The following is a 15,767-nucleotide window of genomic DNA, read 5'->3' on the forward strand; positions in this document are numbered from 1 at the left end:
AGCAGACGGCAAATAAACCTGTAACAAGGCTTGTTTTATTGACTGGCTTTAACACACCCCCTACCCCCTCTCAAGAGGGGAGCCAGGTACAACCAGTCAATAAACAGATAGCTCAATTATTTCTAGCTTTGAGACTCACTTTTTTCTACTTCTATCACAATGTATACAGATAACCGATCTCTTCCGCCCAGATCGATTCGTCAGGGGTTTCAAGGATCAGAGGGATGTCGTCAAAACGAGGATCGGCCATCAACATCTTAAAGGTTGTCATCCCCATCACCCCTTTTCCGATACTGTCATGCCTGTCTACCCGGGTCGCCAGGTCTTTCTTCGAATCGTTGATATGCATTCCGCGCAAATAGGAAAATCCGATCACTTCATCGAAGTGGCGGAAGGTTTCGGTAAAGCCTTGCTCCGTTTTAATATCATAACCGGCAGCCAGCGTATGAGCCGTGTCGATACAGACACCGACGCGCGTTTTATCTTCTACCCGATCGATGATGGCTGCTATTTGTTCGAATGTATATCCCAGGTTCGTACCCTGTCCGGCCGTATTCTCTATAACGGCACAAACACCTGCGGTCTGGTCCAACGTCCGGTTAATCGACTCGGCAATACGAGCCAGGCAATCGTCGACCGACAATTCGTTCAGATGGCTTCCCGGATGGAAATTCAGCCGGTCCAGCCCCAGTTGTTCGCAACGCTGCATTTCGTCCAGGAAAGCATCGCGCGACTTCTGCAACCCGTCCGGGTCCGGATGTCCGAGGTTAATCAGGTAACTGTCATGAGGCAGGATATGTTTCGCCTCGTAACCGAACTCCTCACAACGTTCTTTGAATAAGGAGATACTTTTCTTCGTCAACGGGGATGATTTCCACTGACGTTGGTTTCGGGTAAAGAGGGCGAATGCTTTTGCCCCGATAGCATTCGCGTTCAGAGGGGCATTCTCAACCCCGCCCGACGCACTTACATGTGCTCCGATGTACTTCATTTGTTAATCGTTTACTTTATTCTTTTTGTCTACTGTTCATTTTTTTCATCTTCGGTCTTACAACCGGCAAAATGAAACTTCTCCGTCGCCTGTTCTTTTGTGACGACAAAATATACGATGTCCGCCCGCGAACAAAGTTCGTTCTGCGAATTGTATATCTCCGTCTCTATGAATATGGCATTCCGTTTCTGCTCTTTGATACGCCCCCGTATCATCAAGCGCGGTTCCCGGGTCGAGATACTTTTCAGGAAACGGGCATCCAGCCGTGAAGTCACGCCCGACGTCTGTAATTTCCTCAATACCACCCAACCAGCCAGTTCATCCATCATGGTAGTCTGGATTCCCCCATGCAATGTCTCCAACCATCCCTGGTAATGGCTTTCCGGCTCCCAGAAAGCAACTATATCTTCACCATCTTCGTAAAACTCCATGTGCAGACCCTGCGGATTTTCGGGTGCACACCCGAAGCACATATAGCTATCCAACCCTTTCCAGGGATTAATAATCTTTTTCATACAACAACAGCTTTAAACGGATTGTTTCTTAAATAAAGAGAATTTTATACTATAAGCCGATTACAAATATAACAAACTTATGCCGTTTTTCCCAAAGGCACAAAAAAAACAGAGATAAGGCCGGGGCCTTACCTCTGTTTCCATACTGATAATCAGATATTTTATTTTCTTTTAATCTTCAATCTCAGGCATCAGGAAATCTACGAAGCACAGGGCAGCCAAAGCTGTTCCGTATCTCTTTTCGATGGTAATACCTTCGGTAATGAAGTTCAGTTCACCCAGATAATACTTACCGTAAGTCTTCTGGTGCAAGTCGTTGATTACACGGATCAGACGTGATTCCAACTCCTCGATACGATAACGGCCGCTGACCTCGCATACCAGGCCTCCAACCTTCTCATCGAAGTTTTCGTCCTTGTACATCCAGGCGTAAACCACACCGGCAGATACAAACTCATCCTGATAACCATGCGATACCGCCATAATGGTTTTCAATTCCGTACCAAATGGAGGAAGATCGATCTCGTCCATGGTTGCAAGATGTGCAGTTGCTGGAATAACAGACGAATAAGTCATAATGTTAAAGTCTGAAATACCGGCATCATAAAGAGCCATGTGATAAGAACCTGCATGCTTTTCCAGGTCTGAATCACCACTACCCTTTGTAATAAAAAAGGTGTTTGGAATTAAATTCCCAACTTTCTTTACCATCTACAAATATGTTTTACTTAATTAATAATATGAGGGCACAAAAATAGAAACTTCTTTGGGATTATTTTCTTTACAAATGATAAAAAAACAGCTTTTTACATATTATTATTCATTTTATTTTAAGGCATATCGCATAAGGTATAATTATCAGCCGTCACGGAGACTTCCGCCAACGTCCATAAATTTCACTTATCGCCCGATTGACAAAAGTGATGGGAAATACCGGCTTTCCGGGTGAACAAATAAGAAACCCGCCGTGTTAGAATAGTAGAAACAACATAAAACTTATTAGTCATGCTTACATTATGCCTCAGTTTATTATTGTTGGTAACTAATAATAGTAATAATAGTAGTAGTCAAATAACAGATAAAAAAGAAGAAATTATGAAATTCGAATTAATTAAATTGCCTTATGCGGCAAATGCATTGGAACCGGTTATCAGTAAAGCAACAATTGAGTTCCATCACGGAAAACATTTACAGGCTTACGTAAACAACCTGAATAACCTGATTCCGGGTACAAAGTTTGAAAACGCTCCCCTGGAACAGATCGTAGCAGAATCCGACGGCGCTATCTTTAATAATGCCGGACAGATACTCAACCATAACTTGTATTTCACCCAGTTCTCCCCCAAAGGCGGCGGCGAACCTAAAGGAAAGCTGGCGGAAGCCATCAAAGCAACCTGGGGTTCGTTCGATAACTTCAAGAAAGAGTTCAACGCAGCAGGCGCCGGTCTATTCGGTTCCGGATGGGTATGGCTGGCAAAAGATAAAGACGGCAAACTTTCAATTACCAAAGAGCCAAACGGCAGCAACCCCGTTGCACACGGACTGGTTCCTCTCCTGGGATTCGATGTATGGGAACATGCTTATTACCTGGATTACCAGAACCGCCGTCCCGATCATCTGAATGCCTTATGGAATATCGTTGATTGGGATGCCGTTGGCGAAAGATATTGATATTAATAAGTAGTGTGATTTAAACCAGATAAGGCCGTCCGGGGGAAATGTTCTCCGAACGGCTTTTTGTTTACCGATCACCCCAAGGGAAAAATGTCAATTATTAAGGAAATACAGCAAACAGTTACAAGCATATAAGGTCGTAACTTTGTTATGTAAAATAGAAAGAGAAATAATAACTAAACAATAAGGAGTTAGAATCATGAAAGTAAAAGAGTTGACAAAACAAGAATTTCTGAGTAAAGTGGCCAATTATGAAGCAAGTCCCGATAAATGGATATACGAGGGTGACAAACCTTGTATCGTCGATTTCTTCGCTACCTGGTGCGGTCCTTGTAAAATGATTGCCCCTATCCTGGAAGAGCTGGCAGGCGAATATGAAGGAAAAATAGACATCTATAAGGTCGATACGGAAAAAGAAGAAGAACTGGCAGCTTCTTTCGGCATCCGGAGCATTCCTTCCCTCCTGTTCTGTCCGATGGGCGAACAACCGCAGATGGCAAGAGGTGCCATGAGCAAGGCTGATTTCAAAAAGGCTATCGAAGAAGTTCTTTTGAAGAAATAAACAATGCTATCATATTACTTACGGAACTCCTGAAAGTGCAGGCTATCGAAAGAGCAGCCGGCTTTCAGGAGTTTTATTTTGTCTACAATTTATCCGTGTAAAATATCTTTCATGTCAATCACAGGCCAGGCTTATAATCACGCCAGGCACCGCGGGTAAAATCAGGAACAGCCACAGAGCAGCTCTTGTTCAGGACAGAACGTTCGCTCAATTCGACGATACATGACCAGGCAGCCGCATCGTACACACTCTGATCCAGCGGATAACCGTTACGCAGGCAATAGATAAGACGCCAGTCCATGATAAAGTCCATACCACCGTGACCACCGACTTTCTTTGCCCGTTCGCCGATGTATTTGCTCAGAGGGTGTTCATAATCCGCCATCACTTCCTTTTGAGGCCCTTCTTTCAGGAAAGAATGCGTATCGGGCTGTACAGCCACCTTCTGCTCCGGATATTTAACAGCCATCCCTTTCGTTCCCTGCACCAGATGGATACGGGAATAAGGACGGGGCGATGTCGTATCATGCTGAATCATGATAGACTTGCCGTTCACAGTATGGATAATGGTCGTATTCATATCCCCCAGGGCATACCGTTCCGATTGGGTGATACGTTCGTCATCTTTCAGATTTTCCTTCGCCCAAAGAGCCAGGCCGAACTGGTTGGTCGAAACAGATGACAGGTAATCCATCCGGTCTCCCTGGTTGATTCCCAGAATCTGGGCAACCGGGCCGAGTCCATGTGTTGGATACGGGTTTCCGGTATGGTATTTACTGTATTCCAGGCGCCAATGTTTATAATAGCCTTTAAACTTCGAGCCTCTCAGGTCGTGGATATAAGCGCCTTCGGTATGAATAATTTCTCCCAGCAATCCCTGGCGGGCCATATTCAATGTGGCCAATTCAAAGAAATCGTAACAACAATTTTCAAGCATCATGCAATGAAGCTGCGTTTCTTCGGCCTTGTCGACCAACGCCCAACAATCCTTTACCGTTAGCGCAGCCGGCACTTCGATGGCAACATGTTTTCCATGATCCATGGCATAAAGGGCGATAGGCACGTGCATCTCCCAAGGGGTGGCATTATAAATCAGGTCGATATCATCGCGTTCGCACATTTTCTTCCAGTCTTCTTCTCCGGTATATGCGACTGCTTCTTTCCGGTTACTGTTTTTAAGTGTTTTTTGGCTATTCTCAATCCGTTCGGGATTCAGATCACAGATAGCCACAATCTCCGTTCCCTCGATCTGTGCCATACGCTTTACGGCGCCTGCCCCTCTTCCCAGACCGACAACACCGATACGGACGGTACTCAATGGTTTACAACGTAGTCCTAAAACGGATTTTCCTTTTGCCGGGGGAGACAGGTCTTCTGTCTGTGAAAAAGAACTCCCGCTGACCGGCGTATTGGCAGCATTCATCTCTTTGCCTACAACGATAGCTGCACTTCCCGCCAATGATCTTCTTAAAAATTGTCTTCTGTTAATGCTCATGATAATAGATTTTAGATTAAGTGATATTATATGAGTCGGCAAAATAAGAATTTATTTTCACTTCTACTATTTTTCTTAAAAAAATGTCTAATCTTTTCTTATTATTAATCAGGGAGATAGATTGTATTTGAAAAGAAAGATGAAAAAAAGTATACAAAAAAACACCCTCCCCTATTGCGAGATTAGAAATAATCACTACCTTTGCACTCGCAAAACAGAAATACTGAATGCCTCTTTAGCTCAGTTGGCCAGAGCACGTGATTTGTAATCTCGGGGTCGTTGGTTCGAATCCGACAAGAGGCTCAAAGGAAAAGAGAGATTTTCCTATAAAACGTAAGTTTTGCACTGGGCAGTTACCAGAGTGGCCAAATGGGGCTGACTGTAACTCAGCTGTCTTTCGACTTCGGTGGTTCGAATCCATCACTGCCCACAGAGAACCTCAGGAATTTAATTTCTGAGGTTTTTTGTTTTATGTCATTTCGTGTTTCTGACTATCCCATGAAGAACAGGAGTGTCAAGAGTCTCATCAGTCTCACCCCCATTTCTGAAAATACGCTTTTTCTAAAAAGCACATATAACACACTGATATACATTCATATACACCCTGTTTTAAGATTTAAATCCAAGCATAAAAACCCGTTTTTTCTCTTTATTTCGGACATTTTTAGTGAGTAGTTATCCGTTAACTCACCAGTGCCTATCCGTTCTTCCTCCGGTGCTTACCCGTTTTTCATATTATGCTTACCCAATATAACAGAATAACCATACTCCAAGAGAAGAAGTGCGTCCGAAACTTTAATAAAAAAAGGAATAAATTGAAGAGAGAAAAAAGAGAATACAAATATAATAAGCTATATTTCAGACACATAAGTACAGAATTCTTTATCTGAACCAAAATGCAGAAAATGAAAAAGGGGGGTGAGACTGATGAGACTATTGAGACTCTTTCCTTTTGACGCACCCCCCTTTTTAGAAAACGTATTCTCCTATTAATGGAAATATACGAATTTATACAATAGAATTTTTCTTTGTAAACTCGATGATTTCGCTGATATAACCGAAAGCAAGACCTGTCACGGTATCCGCACAGCCGTAATAGATAGCGATACGGTCAGATTCGGGATCATGCAGGGCGGCACACGGGAATGTCACGTTAGGCACGTCACCTACACATTCGTAATCCTTTTGCGGAGAAAGCAGGTACGGACCCGTGCGATATTTTACCTTCCAAGGCTGATCCAGATCCAACAGGGCGGCACCGAAGCTATATACATAGCCATTGCATGACTGCAACACGCCATGATAGATCAGCAACCAGCCTTCCGATGTCTCGATAGGAATAGGACCTGCCCCGATCTTCAGACATTGCCAGGCGCTCACTTCAAACGGAGCCGGAGCCATCACATGACGATGTTTTCCCCAAAAGCACATATCAGGCGATTCGCTGTAGAAAATGTCGCCGAACGGAGTATGACCATTGTCACTCGGACGGTTCAGCATGGCGAAATTACCGTTGATCTTACGCGGGAACATCACACCGTTACGGTTGAAAGGCAGATAAGCATTTTCCAACTGATGGAATGTTTCAAAATCGAATGTATAAGCCACACCGATCGTCGGGCCATGATAGCCGTTACACCAGGTTATATAATAGCGGTCTTCGATGAAGCATACACGAGGGTCATACGCATAAACGAATTTGCCTATCTCTTCGTCGTCGCATTCGAACTCCAGCTTTGTCTCAGAAATATTCCAGTGGATAGCATCCGCACTGAAACCGACATGCAGACGCATACGGCGGTTGGTATCGTCGCAACGAAACACGCCGGCATAACCTCCCTTGAACGGAACGACAGCACTGTTGAACACACTGTTTGATGTAGGGATAATATCACGGGGGATCACCGGATTATTCGAATATCTCCAGATCACATCTTTACAATCAGCCGGGCGGTCTTCCCAAGGCATATCGGGCAGCGGTTCGCCAATAATTTTCAGTTTATCCATTTCTTATTGATTTGTTTTATTTGACAATACAAAATTACTTCTTTTCATTCAATTTCAGTTCTTCCATCAAAGCATTATACTCGACTTCATCCTTGCTCATCTTGTCGTACCAGTTCTTTTTCAGCACCAACGTAGTGATAGCCAGGATCAGGATGCTGGTTATCAACGGCATGCCTTCACGGATCACGATATACATCGGGATAATGGTCAGACACATCTGCCAGATAATACCGACAGCCACATTGAACATATCGCGTTTGAAGTTTTTATTTGCCTTCACCTGCGGATATTTGGCAACAACCTTATTATAAACTGGTTTCCAGTAACCCCAGGGACGTACGGTGATGTAGAAACGTTCCAGCGTTTCGTCTTCTACCGGAGGAGCCGCATAAGTACCGACGATACAACCGATCAGCGAAACAACCAGCAAAACCGGGAAGTAGAACAACGGCAGCATCGGAGCATTGTTGGCATACTCGCCCACCCTTTCCACAAAATGTCCGTCTACCATCGTATAGCCGTCGAAGATGAACGGACATACCATAGCGGCCAGGATACCGGTAATCATTCCCCAGAAATAACCGTTCCCGTTAAAACGCCACCAATGCCATTTCAGCAGGTTGGCTGCAATATATCCGCCATACAAAGCAGATGTGATCCATTGCAAGACGGAGTTTACGCTCTCGACGAAGAAACCGATCACCACACTGACAACAACCACCGCTACCGTTACGATATAGCTGGCACGGATCATCGTCTTGTTGCTGGCATTCGGGTTGATATATTTTTTATAGATATCATTTACAATATAAGCAGGCGCCGCGTTGGCCGTAGAGGCAAAAGTAGACATAAAGGCAGCAAGCAATCCGGCAAGCAGCAATCCGCATACTCCAACGGGCACGAACTGATTAATAGCATTCGGCAGGATCAGTTCAAAGTCGATCGCTCCGGTCTTTGTCGTCAAATCCAGGTCTTTGAAGAAAGCCAGCGCCAGGATCGTAAATCCCATAATCATCAGATAACGCGGGATAAGCAGGATGACAGGAACAGAACCGCTCATTAAGGCTGCTTCCTTACCGTTACGGCAGGAAAGGATCTTCTGCATATCGTAGTTGGGGGCAGGTCCCGCCATACTATTGAACACTCCTTTGAAAAGCATCATCATAATAAAAATCCCGAACAAACCAAACTGGTCGTTCATTATCTTTGTATTTACATCGCTGAAAATGTCGGTCCAATGCAAATCAAGGTTCCACCCAGGCATCAGGCTGTCCCAACCGGCAGGTACGATAGAAGCAATCGTTTCAGGGCTTACCTTCATCATAGCGATAACGGCAATCGTGATACCGGCAACCGTCATAATGGCAAACTGAACCACATCGGTCCATACGATACTCAGCATACCGCCCAGCATCACATAGATCGTGGCGATGGCTGTAAAGAATATACCGTAAGCATGCGGCACGTATTCAGCCGGTATATCAAACGGGACATACTGGGAAACAAAATCCCACGGGAAGAATATCTCCATAAATTTACCCACGCCGATAAAGCCGTAGCTAAGGAAACCCAGCACACCGATCAGGGCGTAGATAACGACAATCGTATGCGACAGGCTGGCGCCTTTGTTCTTTCCGAACCGTGTCTGTATCCATTCCGCCCCCGTCAACACATTCGACCGGCGCAGCCAGACAGAGAGATAGACCATCAGGAATATCTGGTTAAATACAGGCCAGAGCCAGGGCACCCAGGCACTTTTAATTCCATAAATAAAGGCTAGTGTAACCATCCACATAGTACCAGAGATATCGAACTGGCCGGATGCGTTAGACAAGCCTAACATATAAAAAGGTAGTGTTTTTCCTCCCAGGAAGTAGGAGTCCATGTTTTTCGACGCCTTTTTCTTTAACACTAATCCGATGACGATCATGGCCACCAGATAGAGTCCGATGATAAAGATGTCGATTGGTTGCAATTTCATGATATTAAGTTTGTTTTTAGGTTTAACGTTTAGCAAAGATATATAAAAAATGGAGAAAGTTATAAATCCTTCTGTGGAGAGTGAAGAAAGTAACTGTTTCCCTCTCGGGAGGGGAAACAGTTACAACCAGTTATAGATAATTTACTTAGTCGATCGGGCAGACAGAAGAGATCATGCCGAATGTATCGTTGTCATTCAGGCTCCAGATAACTTTGTTGTTACCGTCGATCTCCATCAACTGCGGATTGTTTGATTCTTTTGCACTGGGGTCATGTCCCTGCCAGTTACAGATATACAGACCGTTGTTTGAAGTAGGCAACAGCTGGGCAACAAAGAATAAAGAAACACCTTCGATGTCCTTTTCGCCGATCCGGCGGATTACTTCGCCTTTATCCAGATTTACTTCCATCAGAGAATGTCCGTCACCGCAAGCTACCATGTAATTGCCGTTGTTCAGCAATACAGTGCTGTACGGAGTACCTTCCAGCTTCGTTGTTTTAACAAGTTCGCCGGCCGGAGAGATTTCACGTACTTCAGATGTAGCGAAAAGAGGCATCAGATAGTTGCCTGCCTTGTTCTTGTTCACCTGGCGGAACTGAGCATGCGGGTGGTCGATACCTGTTTCGTATACAGTTTCTGAAAGTATCTCGCCTTTCGGGCTTACTTCCATGATCTTAGCCGGATGGCCGCACCATGCCAACAGGTAATTACCGTCGGGCAATACACGGGCTGTCTGCATCTCGCAAGTATCCGGAGCCGGAATGTTCCATAACTCTTTCTGATCGCGGGTAATCAGTTTTGCACCTTTTTTATAGGCGAACAGGATATTTCCGTCCGGAGTAGCAACGGCTGAATTACATTCCCAACCTTTTTGTATAGGATGCTCCCATTCTATCTGCTTTGTATTCTTATCGATGATAACGACTTTATTCCAGCCTGAACCGGCCAACAATAATTTCTGAGCCTTTTGCTGGCAGGAAGTGGCAGCAAATAAGAAAAGAGCAGAGCACAATAATGTGAATATTTTCTTCATGGCAATTCAATATATGTATTATGTTATGTTTAGATACAACAAGGGGCAGAGCAGAGCCCCGCCCCTTCGGAGTATAATAATTAATTACTTAGACAAATCCTGGAACTTTTCGAAACCTTGTTGCGGAGTCAAACCGTCATGAACCACTGCGTGAACAGCCTGGATCATAGCGACAGGATTTTCAGACTGGAATACGTTACGTCCCATGTCAACACCGGCAGCACCGTCGTTGATAGCCTTGTAACACAGTTCCAATGCTTCCAGTTCAGGTAATTTCTTACCGCCTGCAATCACAACAGGAACCGGACAAGCAGCAACTACTTTTTCGAAACCTTCGCAATAGTAAGTCTTCACGATATTTGCACCGTTTTCAGCACAGATACGGGAAGCCAGACCGAAGTAACGAGCGTCGCGTGCCATCTGTTTGCCGACAGCAGTCACACCCATTACAGGAATACCATAACGAGTTCCTTTATCTACAGCCTTGTACAGGTTAGCGATCGTCTTCGCTTCGTGTGCTTCGTCACCGATAGCCAACATCACAGCCATAGCTGAAACGTTCATGCGGATAGCATCTTCTATGTCGATCAGAACGTTGTCGTTCAGGTCAGTCAGGATAGAAGTACCAGCATCCGAACGCAAACAGATAGGTTTGTTTGTTGTTGTCGGGATTGAAGACTGAAGGATACCGCGTGTACACATGATACAGTCGGCATATTCAATCAGCGGTACAATATTCAGGTCGATACGTTCCAAACCTGAAGTCGGTCCCATGATGAAGCCGTGGTCGAAAGCCAACATTACGGCTTTGCCTGTTTTCGGGTTGAAGATACGTGATAAACGATCTTTCATACCCCAGGGAAGGTTTTCAGCACCTTTCACATGGAAACTCTGTTGTTGAGAGCTAACACCTAAACCGAAGTTACAGCCTTCTCTCAAATCATCTAAATCTGCCATTTTTCTATTTTCTATATTTAAAAAAGTTAGTTATTCTATTATAATGCTTCTGCGAAAGAGGCAAACATACAGCTCCAGGAAGTAGCACCGCTATCGGCGTAACCGATAGAACGTTCGCCGTAGTTACGGGCACGTCCGAAGTTTGCTTTCATGTTGACAGTTTCTTCAGCACCTCTGATAGCTGCTTCAGCACCTGCTGTCATGATTTCCTTGATATCGTCCGAAGTAGATGCTTCGATTGCCTCGATTGCGGGGATCAGGGCGTCCATCATGGTTTTATCACCCTTCTTAGCCTGTGTCTGTTTCTGCACATTTGCAAGGCCTCCGGCAAACATCTTCTTCACAGCGGCAGCATCCAGTTCAGTGCCGGCAGCGTTGTCGCTCATTCCAAGAAAAAATGCTCCTAACAGGGTACTTGTCGATCCGCTTGTTTCCAGCATCACGCCAAATCCCATGTCATTCAGCATAGATTTGAATTCTGTTCCTTTCTCGCCTGCTTTCACTACAACAGAGAAAGCAGTTACGATAGCCTGTCCGTGATCGCCGTCACCGATTACCGCATCCAGTTTAGAGAATTCGTCTTCGCGGGCTTTGATATGCGTTAAGGCGTTATTCAGCATACCTTTGAAAGCCTCAATAGTCAGTTGTTTCATGTTTATTTGTTTATTTACCGATAGTTGTCCAATACGGTGCGTTTGCACTCTTGTTCTTTAAATAGTCAATATGATCTTCATCCAAAATACCTACGATCATCTGGAAACCGGCTTGTTCCTGAACTGTCAGGATTTCCTGGATACGACCGAATACTACTTCCAGACCACGTGCTTCCAATTCTTTGTAAGCCTTGCGGAAGATGATATTCAATTCCATATGAGTAGTAGCACCTACGCCGTTGATGATAAGCATCATCTTGTCGCCAGCCTTCGGTTGCAGTTGCTGACACAGCAGGTCTACCATTTCGGCAGCAGTAGCATCGGCAGATACCAGCGGTTTCTGGCCGCCACCACCTTCACCGTGCTGTCCCATACCGATTTCCATGATACCGGCAGGCAGGTCAGTGATTGTAGCATCGTTTTGCGGATGAGTACAAGAACGCATAGCAACAGCCAAAGTAGCTACTTTTTCGTTGTAACGTTCGCCGATCTCGATCAGTTCGTCCAATGATTTGCCTTCGTCGGCAGCAGCACCCAGAATCTTATACAAAGGTACGCAGCCAGCCAAACCGCGACGATCGTTTGTCGGAGCACCGATACCGGCACTGATATCATCGTGAGTCAGAAGCTGTTTAACTTTAATGCCTACGCGTTCTGCCAGCTGGCAAGCCATGTTTGCACTCATCACGTCGCCTGAGTGGTTCAATACAACCAACAGGATACCTGCTTCGCGTTTCATCAATTGCAAAGCCTGGAACAGACGCTGTGCACCCGGAGCTGCAAATACGTCGCCTACAACGGAGCAGTCGAGCATACCGTCGCCTACGAAGCCGCTCAATGCAGGTTCGTGACCAGAACCGCCTAATGTAACGATAGCTACTTTGTCTTCGCTTTTCGGATTAGCGCGAACAACAACGTTTTCTGCAGCCAGCTTTACCTGATCAGGATAAGCCAATACATAACCTTCCAGCAATTCCGGAGTTACTTGTTCGGGATCATTTATAAATTTAGTCTTAATTTCTGCCATGGTGTTTTTCCTCCTTGTTTCGTTTAGGTTTATAAATTATTTGATTTCCATTAATTCGATTGCGATGCCTTCTTCTTCGATGAAAGCGATAGTCAGATGTTCGTCGCATACAGCCGGGCCAAAGATTACCTTTGCATCTTTCAGCGCTTCGTCCAGTGAAGGAACTGTATAAGCGATATGACCATTTGATTTAACCAATTCAGGCAGACAACTCTTTGCAGGATCGTCAAACTTCAGGAATTCGATCTTGTTAGGGCTCTTGCTGTAATCGGTTAACCATACGTTCAAACCTTCGTTGAACATTGCACCTTCTTGGTTTTCGTTGGTAATGATACCTACATGATTAAATGTTCTCATGATCACTAAAATTTAATGTTTAACTTCTATATTAATAATTCATTCGTTTTATTCTTCTTTCGTCTTATTATACCCGATCCTTGACAATACTCCGAGGATTATCACAACTGCACCGGCTATATACAAATAAGTAAAGATTCCATGTACATTATCGTTCTGTCCGTACGAGTGCATGCCACTCAGGAAATAATTCACTCCGAAGAATGTCATCAATACGGATGAGAAAGCAACGACCGAGCACAGATTGAATAACCAGTCGCTATACCAGCGTCTCACCAGATGAAGGTGAACAACCACGGCATAAACCACCATTGTAATCAATGCCCATGTTTCTTTCGGGTCCCATCCCCAGTAACGTCCCCATGACTCGTTCGCCCAAACGGCACCGAGGAATGTTCCGATCGTCATCAAAGCCAGACCTACCCAGAGCGACATTTCATTGACGATAGTCAGTTCTTTCACACGGGCTTTCAGTAATTCCGTATTTTTCTTTCCGGCGATACTCGTCATCACCAGGTTCGTCAGTCCGATCAGGCAGCTGATACCAAAGAAGCCATAAGCGGCAACGATTACGGCTACATGGAACATCAACCACGGCGATTTCAGTACCGGAACGAGCGGATTGATTTCCGGGTCCATCCAGTTCAGTCCGGAGACGAACAGGATAATACCGCCGAACAAAGTAGCCAGTGCAAAGGTCACCGTACTGCGTCTTACAAACAGCAGACCTGCCAAGACTGTCGCCCAGGCAACATATACCATTGTTTCATACGAGTTACTCCATGGCGCATATCCGGCAATATACCAACGCATCCCCATGCCGTACATGTGTAAAAGGAATACAGCCAACACGCCTATTCCCACTATCCAGAGACCTGCCTTCATCCACTTCTGCTGTTTGAACAGCATGGCGAAAGAGAGTACAAGCATCAATCCTCCCAGGATCAGATAGCCTTTCTTACACTGACGAAACACGTCCATCTTGTTATATTTCAATTCAGTCTCTATCTTTTTCGGAGAGATATCCAGTGTTTTGTTCTTTGCCTGCTGATAAGTACTGATCATGTCGATCACCTCATTGGCTTTCGACCAGTCGCCACCCTGCAAAGCATCCTGCACTTCGGCCAGATACCAGCCCATGATGCGGGAAACAAACATGGAGTCCTTGCCGGCAAATTCGGACAAGTCATCACCGGGAGCATACCATTTATGGTTAGGGTCGTCCTCTTTCGGGAACAGGTTCAACATCTGGTAATTGATCAACTGGTGGAAGATGTTGATCTGCTCGTCCAGTTTCAGCAAGTCCTTGTCGAAACGGGTCCGTTCGGCAGGCATCTTGTTGTAGGCTTCCTCCAGTTTCTGTTGCAATTTATAATCGCCTTTATTATCGAACGCCTGAAGATAGGCACATTCGCCGTCTGTCAGGTCGTAATAATTAGCCAGTTCTTTATTGGATAAAGCGATAAAAGGAACGCGCATCCACATATCCGGCATGGAAAGCAGGCTCAGCAGGAACTGGTCGGAATTCAGATTTCCGATCTTATCCGACTTATGCAACTTACGCAGGATTTCCGAAGAAAAGGTATTGATAGGCATCATACGGCCGCTATGCGACTGGATCGGCAATGCGCCGAACTTAGCGGCATGTTCCGGAGACACCACATATTTCTGTACGGCATCCAGCATGGACGAAGTTTCTTCTTTCGCATTTACCGACACCGATAATGCCAGCAAAGCGATAATCATTGTTGCCGATTGTGCAACAGAGCGAAATTCTTTCAAACGGCGGCTCAACGCCATAAAGCGGGAATTCTTCCCTACTAAGGATAAGATAAGACCGATTACCAACAACAGGTAACCTGTATACGTTATATTCCGTCCGGCTACATCGCGGTTGACGGAAAGTACGGTACCCTGTTCGTCCGGATCGTAAGAAGCCTGGAAGAAACGGTAACCTTTTACATCTAACACATTATTCATAAATACATGTTCGTGGCGTGTTTTACCGTCTACATGCACCAGCAATTCGCTTTCATAAGAAGACGGACTGGACGAACCCGGATAGCGGGTTAAAGTAAATTTCACCAATTCTACGGTGAAGGGTAAAGTGTGGAATGTTGTCAGATCGCCCTGGCGGACTGCTATCTGATCGGTTGATTCTCCTTCGCGGATATGAAGGATGCCTTCTTCGCCGAACTGGAAGGATGTAAGGGCGCCAAGAAGGATAATGATAAAGGAAGTATGAACTACCATTAAGCCCCATCTGTGCAGCTTGCAATATTGGTACTTAACAGCAATGACAATAAAATTAACGACTAAAAGAAACTGCAACAAAAAGAATAAGGGGGAATAATAAATCATTGCTTTGGCAGCTGCTGTTCCATGATACTTTTCTATAAAAGTGGCGACAGCCAGGCCAAAACCATAGAGGAGTAACAAGACAATTGTTGTTACAAAGGAAGATAGTATTCTTTCGAGAGTTGCTTTCATTTGTTGTTTTATTAAGTTATGCCGC

At 45.0% G+C, this 15,767-nt stretch carries 14 protein-coding genes and 2 tRNA genes; 4 read left to right on the forward strand and 12 right to left on the reverse strand.

From position 1 onward, the window contains the following. Nucleotides 1-154: 154 nt before the first annotated feature. From nfo to DXA15_RS13855, 3 genes are all read right to left on the reverse strand, one after another. Nucleotides 155-991: a deoxyribonuclease IV gene (gene nfo, locus DXA15_RS13845; protein WP_010802820.1), complete on the reverse strand. Its 837-nt coding sequence runs from the start codon at nt 989-991 to the stop codon at nt 155-157. Nucleotides 992-1,020: 29 nt separating this feature from the next. Continuing rightward, complete coding sequence (locus DXA15_RS13850; RefSeq protein WP_128134420.1) at nt 1,021-1,506, reverse strand: PaaI family thioesterase; 486 nt, start codon at nt 1,504-1,506, stop codon at nt 1,021-1,023. Between the two features lie 171 nt (nt 1,507-1,677). Beyond that, nucleotides 1,678-2,217, reverse strand: coding sequence for a pyruvoyl-dependent arginine decarboxylase (locus DXA15_RS13855; RefSeq protein ID WP_007655998.1), 540 nt, complete (start codon nt 2,215-2,217; stop codon nt 1,678-1,680). Nucleotides 2,218-2,511: 294 nt separating this feature from the next. Between DXA15_RS13855 and DXA15_RS13860 the strand changes: the two genes are divergently transcribed. Together DXA15_RS13860 and trxA are read left to right on the forward strand one after the other, a co-directional pair. Continuing rightward, nucleotides 2,512-3,177, forward strand: coding sequence for a superoxide dismutase (locus DXA15_RS13860; RefSeq protein WP_007655997.1), 666 nt, complete (start codon nt 2,512-2,514; stop codon nt 3,175-3,177). Nucleotides 3,178-3,379: 202 nt separating this feature from the next. Then, nucleotides 3,380-3,742: a thioredoxin gene (trxA, locus tag DXA15_RS13865; protein WP_007655995.1), complete on the forward strand. Its 363-nt coding sequence runs from the start codon at nt 3,380-3,382 to the stop codon at nt 3,740-3,742. A 118-nt stretch (nt 3,743-3,860) separates the two neighbouring features. On the opposite strand, the gene DXA15_RS13870 is transcribed toward trxA, so the two are convergent. Then, nucleotides 3,861-5,237 (reverse strand): Gfo/Idh/MocA family protein, encoded by a 1,377-nt coding sequence (locus tag DXA15_RS13870; RefSeq protein ID WP_128134421.1) that lies wholly within the window; start codon nt 5,235-5,237, stop codon nt 3,861-3,863. A gap of 229 nt (nt 5,238-5,466) precedes the next feature. Here DXA15_RS13870 and DXA15_RS13875 point away from each other — a divergent pair. Continuing rightward, nucleotides 5,467-5,540: transfer RNA gene (locus tag DXA15_RS13875), tRNA-Thr, on the forward strand. A 44-nt stretch (nt 5,541-5,584) separates the two neighbouring features. Further along, nucleotides 5,585-5,667 (forward strand) — tRNA-Tyr (locus DXA15_RS13880). A gap of 578 nt (nt 5,668-6,245) precedes the next feature. On the opposite strand, the gene DXA15_RS13885 is transcribed toward DXA15_RS13880, so the two are convergent. The 8 genes from DXA15_RS13885 to ccsA all read right to left on the reverse strand — a co-directional run bounded on the left by DXA15_RS13885 (nt 6,246) and on the right by ccsA (nt 15,742). Then, entirely contained in the window at nt 6,246-7,244 is a 999-nt protein-coding gene (locus tag DXA15_RS13885; protein WP_046147332.1) for a glycoside hydrolase family 130 protein, read from the reverse strand. A 34-nt stretch (nt 7,245-7,278) separates the two neighbouring features. Continuing rightward, nucleotides 7,279-9,225: a sodium:solute symporter family protein gene (locus DXA15_RS13890; RefSeq protein WP_048316226.1), complete on the reverse strand. Its 1,947-nt coding sequence runs from the start codon at nt 9,223-9,225 to the stop codon at nt 7,279-7,281. Between the two features lie 145 nt (nt 9,226-9,370). Next, nucleotides 9,371-10,258 carry a hypothetical protein gene (locus DXA15_RS13895; RefSeq protein WP_007655987.1) on the reverse strand — a complete coding sequence of 296 codons (888 nt, stop codon included), beginning with the start codon at nt 10,256-10,258 and terminating at the stop codon, nt 9,371-9,373. An 84-nt stretch (nt 10,259-10,342) separates the two neighbouring features. Then, nucleotides 10,343-11,215 carry a 3-hydroxy-5-phosphonooxypentane-2,4-dione thiolase gene (gene lsrF, locus DXA15_RS13900; RefSeq protein WP_128134422.1) on the reverse strand — a complete coding sequence of 291 codons (873 nt, stop codon included), beginning with the start codon at nt 11,213-11,215 and terminating at the stop codon, nt 10,343-10,345. A 38-nt stretch (nt 11,216-11,253) separates the two neighbouring features. Then, complete coding sequence (locus tag DXA15_RS13905) at nt 11,254-11,868, reverse strand: DAK2 domain-containing protein (RefSeq protein WP_007655983.1); 615 nt, start codon at nt 11,866-11,868, stop codon at nt 11,254-11,256. Between the two features lie 10 nt (nt 11,869-11,878). Then, nucleotides 11,879-12,895, reverse strand: coding sequence for a dihydroxyacetone kinase subunit DhaK (locus DXA15_RS13910; protein WP_007655981.1), 1,017 nt, complete (start codon nt 12,893-12,895; stop codon nt 11,879-11,881). Nucleotides 12,896-12,931: 36 nt separating this feature from the next. Next, nucleotides 12,932-13,252: a hypothetical protein gene (locus DXA15_RS13915; protein ID WP_007655979.1), complete on the reverse strand. Its 321-nt coding sequence runs from the start codon at nt 13,250-13,252 to the stop codon at nt 12,932-12,934. Nucleotides 13,253-13,300: 48 nt separating this feature from the next. Next, complete coding sequence (gene ccsA, locus DXA15_RS13920) at nt 13,301-15,742, reverse strand: cytochrome c biogenesis protein CcsA (protein ID WP_128134423.1); 2,442 nt, start codon at nt 15,740-15,742, stop codon at nt 13,301-13,303. Between the last annotated feature and the right edge of the window lie 25 nt (nt 15,743-15,767).

The sequence above is a fragment of the Parabacteroides sp. AM58-2XD genome (assembly GCF_003463685.1).
Taxonomy (GTDB): domain Bacteria; phylum Bacteroidota; class Bacteroidia; order Bacteroidales; family Tannerellaceae; genus Parabacteroides; species Parabacteroides segnis.